This window comes from Methylobacter sp. Wu1, assembly GCF_036553575.1.
Classification (GTDB): Bacteria; Pseudomonadota; Gammaproteobacteria; order Methylococcales; family Methylomonadaceae; genus Methylobacter.
Genome location: NZ_JAZHOC010000047.1, coordinates 63,857 through 69,856 on the forward strand (window position 1 = coordinate 63,857; position 6,000 = coordinate 69,856).

The 6,000-nt window shown below is 52.6% G+C and carries 4 protein-coding genes; 2 read left to right on the forward strand and 2 right to left on the reverse strand.

What is annotated here, in order from left to right; translation table 11 throughout:
• Positions 1-76: 76 nt before the first annotated feature.
• Positions 77-3,145: an HAD-IC family P-type ATPase gene (locus V2P20_RS07730; RefSeq protein WP_331817651.1), complete on the forward strand. Its 3,069-nt coding sequence runs from the start codon at positions 77-79 to the stop codon at positions 3,143-3,145.
• Positions 3,142-4,326: a methionine adenosyltransferase gene (gene metK / locus V2P20_RS07735; RefSeq protein WP_331817652.1), complete on the forward strand. Its 1,185-nt coding sequence runs from the start codon at positions 3,142-3,144 to the stop codon at positions 4,324-4,326. Before V2P20_RS07730 ends, metK begins: the two co-directional genes overlap by 4 nt.
• A 90-nt stretch (positions 4,327-4,416) precedes the next feature.
• Here the strand turns inward: metK and V2P20_RS07740 are convergent, their stop codons facing one another.
• Both V2P20_RS07740 and V2P20_RS07745 read right to left on the reverse strand, forming a co-directional pair.
• Positions 4,417-4,959: an HMA2 domain-containing protein gene (locus V2P20_RS07740; RefSeq protein WP_331817653.1), complete on the reverse strand. Its 543-nt coding sequence runs from the start codon at positions 4,957-4,959 to the stop codon at positions 4,417-4,419.
• Positions 4,956-5,267, reverse strand: coding sequence for a DUF5132 domain-containing protein (locus V2P20_RS07745; RefSeq protein ID WP_331817654.1), 312 nt, complete (start codon positions 5,265-5,267; stop codon positions 4,956-4,958). The genes V2P20_RS07740 and V2P20_RS07745 overlap by 4 nt, the downstream gene beginning before the upstream one ends.
• Positions 5,268-6,000: the final 733 nt, after the last annotated feature.

A 6,000-nucleotide genomic window follows, 5' to 3' on the forward strand; every position in this document is an offset into this window, starting at 1 on the left:
GACGGCGCAACATGCCCCGTCCGGCTCGAGCCGGCTAGACTTGCGACCGTGAAATCGAATTCTGAAATTTAATTCAATGGCTTCGATAACAGATACCGGTTCATACGACCATAAACCGCGCTATTGTGTATTGGTTATCCATAACAGCGTAGCCGGCAGGACGCGTTTTCATGTGCCCGGCTTGTATCGCAACGAGTCCTTGCGCGCCAGCTTGGAATCGAAATTAGCAGCCTTGGCCGAATTGAAGCTCGTCCGCGCCAATACCCTGACCGGTAATTTGTTAATCCAATATGCGGTTTCCCGAGATGATGAGGCTATGCCCGCCAGCATAGCGGGCCTGCTGGAAGCGGTAACCGGCTGTTCGATTATCCACGAGCATGTTCACAGGCCTTCGCCCAAACCCAGAGCGTTCAAAACCAAAGAAAAAAAACGCGCGCCTGCGGCGACGAGATACCGGAAGCCGCCTTACCATTTGTGGCACACGCTTGCCGGTTCCCGAATCATCAAGCTCGTCGAGGGCGAAGAGGAGGGATTGACCAACGAAAGCGCCCATCAACGGCTGGCTGAATACGGTCCTAATGTTTTGTCCGAACATCATGGACGTTCTTCTCTACAAATCTTTTTGCAACAGTTTGTGTCCGCTCCCGTGGCCCTGCTCGGATTATCGGCAGGCATTTCATTGGCTACCGGAGGCGTGGCCGATGCGTTTGTCATTGCAGGCGTCGTGCTGATCAATTCGGTTATCGGCTATGCAACCGAGCAATCGGCTGAAAAAACCATTAATGCTCTGGGCCAGTCGGCGCCCGGAATCGCAGCCGTTATCCGGGACGGCAAAAAAACGGATATTGCCTTAAAAGATGTAGTAATCGGCGATATTCTGGTGCTTGCGCCGGGAACTTATATCCCCGCTGATGCTCGCTTGTTAAAAAGCAATCGGTTGAATATAGATGAATCGCTTTTGACCGGGGAAAGCCTTCCAGCCAGCAAAAGTCATGCTTTCCTGGGAAAAGCTCAAACGGCCTTGGCAGACAGGCAAAATATGATTTATATGGGGACAACGGTAATAGGCGGTGACGGCCGCGCCATTGTCGTGGCTACCGGCCGCCATACCGAAATCGGCAAGATTCAAAGCATGGTGGGTGAAGCGGTCACGCCCGAAACGCCGATGCAAAAGCAGATCAATGAGATGGGCTTGCAATTGGCTTTGTTCAGCTCAGGGATCTGCGCGCTGGTATTCTTTGTGGGATTGATGCGGGGCAGGCCTTTGCCGGAAATGCTCATGTCGGCTATTTCGCTGGCCGTAGCGGCGGTCCCGGAAGGCTTGCCGGCTGTGGCGACGACTACGCTGGCGCTTGGCATCAAAGACATGCAGCGGAATAAGGTACTGATTCGTCAGTTGCCGGCCGTTGAAAATCTGGGATCGGTTCAGGTCATCTGCCTTGATAAAACCGGCACGTTGACGTTGAACCAGATGAGCGTCGTTGCGCTAAAGACCGTGCAATCGGCTATTAGTGTAAAAGAAGGCCGCTTTTTCGACGGCGAAGCTGATATCGATCTTTATCAGGCTGACGGGGCATTGCAGCGCATGATGGAAGTGCTGGTGCTTTGCAATGAATCGACAATTGCCAAGGAAGGCAGCCAAGATTTGCAGGGATCGCCTACCGAGAACGCATTGCTTCAGGCGGCTATCGATGCGGGTGAAGATGTCGCTGCATTAAGAGCGCGCCGGCCTTTGGCAAAGGTGGACTACCGCGCCGAAGCCCGTCCCTACATGACGACGGTGCACCAGCTCGAGGACGGGCGGTTTTTCACCGCTGTCAAAGGAAGTCCGGCAGCGGTCCTGGAACTTTGCCAGCAATGCAGCAATAACGGCCATTTAAAGGCTTTGTCGGAAGACGACCGGCAATCGATTTTGATCTGGAACGAAAGGCTTGGCGCCGATGCTTTGCGTGTGCTGGGCGTGGCTTATTGCATTACCGGGGATGCAGCCGATTGTAAACGGCAAGGGCTCACTTGGCTGGGACTGGTGGGCATGGAAGATGTGATCCGGCCGGGCATGGAAGCGCTCATGGCCCAGTTCCATGACGCCGGCATTGAGACCGTCATGATTACCGGCGATCAAAGCTCCACCGCTTTTTCAGTAGGGAAAAGGCTGGGCTTGAATGGCCGGTACGGTAAATCGCTGGAAATTATCGATTCCGAGCATTTGGATAAATTGCATCCTTCCGTGCTCGCCGGTTTGATCGATCACACCACCATTTTTTCCCGCGTCAGTCCCGCTCACAAGCTGCGCATTGTTAAAGCCTTGCAGCAAAACGGCAAGGTTGTCGCGATGACCGGCGACGGCATCAATGACGGTCCTGCGCTTAAAGCGGCCGATATCGGCATCACGTTGGGTGAGAAAGGCACTGACTTGGCGCGCTCGGTAGCCGATATGATTCTGCAGGAAGACGATCTGAAAACCATGGTGACAGCGATACGCGAAGGGCGCGCTATCTATGACAATATCCGTAAAAGCCTGCACTTTTTGCTGTCAACCAATCTCAGCGAAATCGAAGTGATGCTGTTCAGCGCCATGATCGGGCGTACCGAGATACTCAATCCGATACAGCTGTTGTGGATCAATCTGATCACCGACATTTTCCCGGCGCTGGCGCTGGCGCTGGAGCCTCCTGAAGAAGATGTCCTGAAGCGGCCGCCTCGCGATCCGCAGGCTGCGATCGTAGACCGCGGCGATTATGCTGAATTGATCCGGGAGTCGGGCATCATCACAGCGGGCGCTCTAGGCGTTTATGGGTATGGTTTGCTGCGTTACGGGCCGGGCCAGAATGCCGGCACCCATGCTTTTATGTCATTGACGCTTGCGCAATTGTTGCATGCCTATCATTGCCGCTCGGGAAGAACCTCTATTTTTCGTTCGGAAAACCGGCCTTCCAACCGCTATCTCGATGCCGCGGTTGGCTTGTCCGGCATGCTGCAGGTTTTGGCGGCGTTCCTGCCGCCTCTGCGCAGGCTGTTAAGGCTGAGCCCGGTGGGCGCAATTGATATAGTGGCCATCCTGGCGGGGGCAGGGTTGCCGCTGATTGCCAATGAAGCGATAAAAGGCATCGGCAAAAATACCTTTCATAAGGACGATAAGCCATGATCACTGACTATGTGTTTACCTCCCAATCTGTCACGGAAGGACATCCCGACAGGCTTTGCGACACCATCAGCGATGCGATCGTCGACGCCTATCTGCGGCAGGACCCGACTGCCCGCATCACGGCGGAATGCGCGATATCGAAAAATGTGTTGTTTCTTGCCGCACGATACGCGAGCGAGGCCGTTGTCGATATTCCGGAAATTGCGCGTTCCGTCATCAAGGAAGTCGGCTATTGGCCCAGGGATTTCAATGCCGATGAATGCGCCGTTGTCACGAGTCTGATAGAACAAGCAAAGACGGTCAGGGAAACAAACTTTTCAATGGACGACGAACTGGATCGTATCACCGTTTCGCACCAGGCCACGGTCTTCGGTTACGCTTGCCGTCATACGCCGGAATTGATGCCGCTGCCCATTACCCTGGCGAACCGGCTTTCGAGGCAGCTGTCCGAAGCCCGGAGACAGCGCAGTATCGAATACCTGTCCCCCGATTGCACTACGCAAGTAGGCATTGGATTCGTCAACGATTTTCCCGACCGGATTCACAGCATGACGCTCATCACCGGCTGCAATAGCCCGGATTCAATGCCAGCCTTTGAGCAGATTGAAGAAGATCTTTGGCAGCATGTCATCAATCCGGTTTTTCGGAATACCGCTATCAAACCCGATACTATGACCCGGGTGATTATCAATCCCGAAGGACCTTTTATGCGCAGCGGTCCGGCAGTCCACTCCGGCATGACCGGCCGGAAAACGGATGGCGATACTTACGGAAGTTACGCCAGACATTGCGGGGCGGCTTTAAGCGGCAAAGGACCGTCGCGCATCGACAGAGTCGGCGCCTATGCGGCGCGATATGCCGCCAAAAATGTCGTTGCTGCGGGGCTGGCAGAGCAATGCGAAGTGCAGCTCAGTTATACCATCGGTTTTCCCGGGCCGGTCAGCGTCAATCTGACGACCAAAGGCACGGGCATAATCGACGACCATGAGATCCGCAAACGCCTGCTCAGACATTTTGATTTTCGTCTGGGGGCTATTATCAGGGATTTGGAGCTGCGCGAACTGACGCGGAAACATGACGGCGTCTTTTATCAGAAATTGCCTGTCAATGGACATTTTGGTTCGGATGGTTCGCTTTTACCTTGGGAAAAGACTGACAAGGCCGAGTTACTGGCTGAATAAGAAAATGAGTGGGATTGTGGGACTGCTGTCAAAGGCTGAGCCAAGCTTGTGGTTGATGTGGCGATTTATTTTGTTGAACAGCCCGAATGTTCACTCACCCTCGGAATCGGCTTTTTGCTCGTACTCAATCTGATTTATGTCTTTCACATCCAGCAACTGAAACGCATACACCAGAAAGGTGGACGCAGGCGCCAACACATTACCCCGCGCCGCTTGATGAATCGCTAATCCGATCAAGCTCAAAAATACAAATGAGCGGGCATCGAGCCGGCCTTTACTGTAATCCAGCAGCGCCTTGTCGAACCGATCGAATCCAGCCAAGGCCAGCGCTTTAATATACAAATTCGGAACTGTTTCATCATGATCTTCAGCTTCTTCTACCAAATTGAAGAGGTTTTTTGTTTTGGCAAATTCAGCAATATCCTGGAAAGGGACAGCGTTTTCGTGACTGATCAAAATACTTGCCGTCGAGGGGTTCAATTTCAATTCATTGATGCCGAGAAAATCGGAAAACAGTTCTTCAAGGCGATTGAAATAATTAACATCGCCCCGTTTTTGCGGTATTTTCAGTCTGACGCGTCCCGGCAATCGATGCTTAATGAAAGCGGAGGGCTGAATTTCGGCATCGGTCATGATTCACCCTGGTCGGAGGCGGCTTCACTGGGTTCGGGAGTTTCGGATGGGCTTCCGTCATATTTTTGCTGAAGATCGGATCGGGCTTCAGCCAATATATCTTCAACTTCTTCGCTGATTTCGGCGAGGATTTCCCGTCCCTGTTCTATAAGCAATATCCCTGACTTGAGCGCCTCGCGCGCGCCAGGGCGGGCCGCTCTGACAAGGTCGGGCAACAGGGGTATTACGGCTTTGGCTAAAATTGTTGCGCCGACCCCGATGGCGATTCCAAGCGGGACGCCGTTCTTGTATAAGTCGTCTATTTTCATAGTCAGCTTGTCCTCGATACGCATACAGACAGCAGTCGGAAGAATCAGCGTCCGAGAGAATCTCAACGTTTACTGATGACGCCGCCAATATGTCCGGTTTATTGCAATTAGCCAGCAGATGCCCGTACCCTCCGTTTGAAAATGATAATTACCGACGGAATAGCCCGGCATCAATAGATCAGCAATCTTCATAGCTCAAAGTTGCACTGCCATAGCTATGGCAGTGCTGATTTTAAATTCGTGTAATGCAATTTTTTGACAGTAATAGCCATGAGCAGTTTCACTTTTTATTTTGGACGGTGATGAGGCTGATCGCTGCAGGCATTCATTCCGGTGCTTGAGTGAGGGTATCCTGGCGGCGGCACGGATGTCCATGCCGTGTAGGTGTGAATTTACTTGTGCCCCTTGCGGCTATTCGCACTGCCTAGGCCGGTACCCGGGCGTTTGCTCCGGGTCGAATGAATTCGACCTTACAACTGCGGTGCTCGGCGCGGCAAACGGGATGAAATCGCCTATGTGTAACATCAGTTAATAAAACTTCCTGGCTACCGAATATCTTGAAATCCGGGCAAGAAACAGCCCAAACTCGACTGATTTGTCACAAACTTGCAATCATTTTGGCTCTTATTGGATTCCGGGGAGATACCCAAGCATTGTTGACTCCTTGAATTTGAGGTTCAGTATCGCCATATAGGACGGATGATTACCTTACCTCAACTATTAGACAACGCCA

What these genes read in the sequence shown, in the direction of transcription:
- V2P20_RS07730 (WP_331817651.1), top strand. Translation starts at nt 77, where the DNA reads ATGGCTTCGATAACAGATACCGGTTCATACGACCATAAACCGCGCTAT.
- metK (WP_331817652.1), top strand. Translation starts at nt 3,142, where the DNA reads ATGATCACTGACTATGTGTTTACCTCCCAATCTGTCACGGAAGGACAT.
- V2P20_RS07740 (WP_331817653.1), bottom strand. Translation starts at nt 4,959, where the DNA reads ATGACCGATGCCGAAATTCAGCCCTCCGCTTTCATTAAGCATCGATTG.
- V2P20_RS07745 (WP_331817654.1), bottom strand. Translation starts at nt 5,267, where the DNA reads ATGAAAATAGACGACTTATACAAGAACGGCGTCCCGCTTGGAATCGCC.